Origin of the sequence: Streptomyces sp. AK010 (assembly GCF_014207295.1) — a bacterium.
Classification (GTDB): Bacteria; Actinomycetota; Actinomycetes; order Streptomycetales; family Streptomycetaceae; genus Streptomyces; species Streptomyces massasporeus.
In genome coordinates, this window is record NZ_JACHCX010000079.1 from 1 (window position 1) to 1,247 (window position 1,247).

Genomic DNA, 1,247 nt, shown 5'->3' on the forward strand with positions numbered 1-1,247 from the left:
AGGCCCTGCCTTCATGCGCCGCTCCTGCCGCGATCACCCGATCAGGACCCCTGTTCGACCAGACAAGCCCGTTGAGCGGTAAGCGGAAGCCTTCTAAGCGGACGGGTAGTGGGCGAGCTGAGCAGGCTGCTCGCTGAGCTTCGCCGGAACCCCAACCGGCTACCGTGCTCACCAGTTGAGACGACTTCTTAGTAGAAACGGAGAAGCGGGCCCCGGAAGCCGGGCACCACGACTCTGTCGGGGAACCTCAGCAAGCCTTATCGCTTACGGAGGCCCTGCTCGAACTTTCGCGCTCGGCTCGACCGGTCAGGTGAAGAAGTCATGAGTGTTGGTGGCCGCCTCCCACATGCCGTCTGCCACGCCTTCAGCGTCATCGTTTCGCAGGGCCTCGACAGCCGCTGCCGTTCCACCTGCGGCGGCGAGGTAGTAGCCGGCGTGAGTGGCGATATGCGCGGTTTGACGGGCCGCTTCGATGACCCCGGCACTGTGTGCCGTTGCCGCCGCATGCGTGGCTGTGAGGGGGGTAAGACCACCGTGCGAGGCGATGGCCTTGCCCCCGATCAGGGCGGCCTTCGCCGCTCCGACCGTGCCTAGCTTCGCCGCTATCGCCTTGAGGGCCAGTGCGGCCAGGATTTCGAGTCCAGTCACGATTGTTGCCTACTCTCTCTGATCGCGTACTCGGTGTCTGGCTCCTGGCTTTCAGTCTGCGTTCGGAATTTCGTCTGCGAGCCAGACGGGTGGGGGCGTGGAGAAGCCCGACGGCGCACAGGCGTCGGGGCGAGCGCCCGCCTGGACGGATTGTGCGGAGAGCCGGTAGGAACGCACGACGGCGACCACACACGCTGCCACGAGCCCGGCCACCCAGCCGGCGAGTCCGCTCAGGGCGTCCAGGGCGGACCCCCCTCCCTCCGCCCCGCGCGGCGGCACCCGTCCCTCCACGTCGTACACGACGGTGATCGCGTCACCAGGCCGGGTGGTCCGCTCACAGCCGCGCCAGATTCGGACCTTCACGGGTATGCCGTCCCGGTCGATCACCGAGCAGAGGTAGCGGCCACCTCCTTGGGCATTCATGGAGCCGTCTTCGACCGAGGTCACCACCCCGGACTCCGTGCGCCCCCGCTCCGCCAGCACGATTCCCCCCGCGGCCTGGGGGGGGCTTCCCCCTTGTAGGTGGACACCTTCGATCCGGCCCCGCAGGGGACCGGCCAGAAGGAGTCATTTATGGTGATGAGGGTTTACTCGCCCGA

2 protein-coding genes are annotated in these 1,247 nt (G+C 67.1%); both read right to left on the reverse strand.

Annotated features, from left to right (window positions below; all coding sequences use genetic code 11):
* Nucleotides 1–306: 306 nt before the first annotated feature.
* Nucleotides 307–648, reverse strand: a complete 342-nt coding sequence (locus HDC93_RS37685; RefSeq protein WP_185015261.1) for a hypothetical protein — start codon at nucleotides 646–648, stop codon at nucleotides 307–309.
* 51 nt (nucleotides 649–699) lie between these two features.
* Nucleotides 700–1,095 carry a hypothetical protein gene (locus HDC93_RS37690; protein WP_185015262.1) on the reverse strand — a complete coding sequence of 132 codons (396 nt, stop codon included), beginning with the start codon at nucleotides 1,093–1,095 and terminating at the stop codon, nucleotides 700–702.
* Nucleotides 1,096–1,247 lie beyond the last annotated feature (152 nt).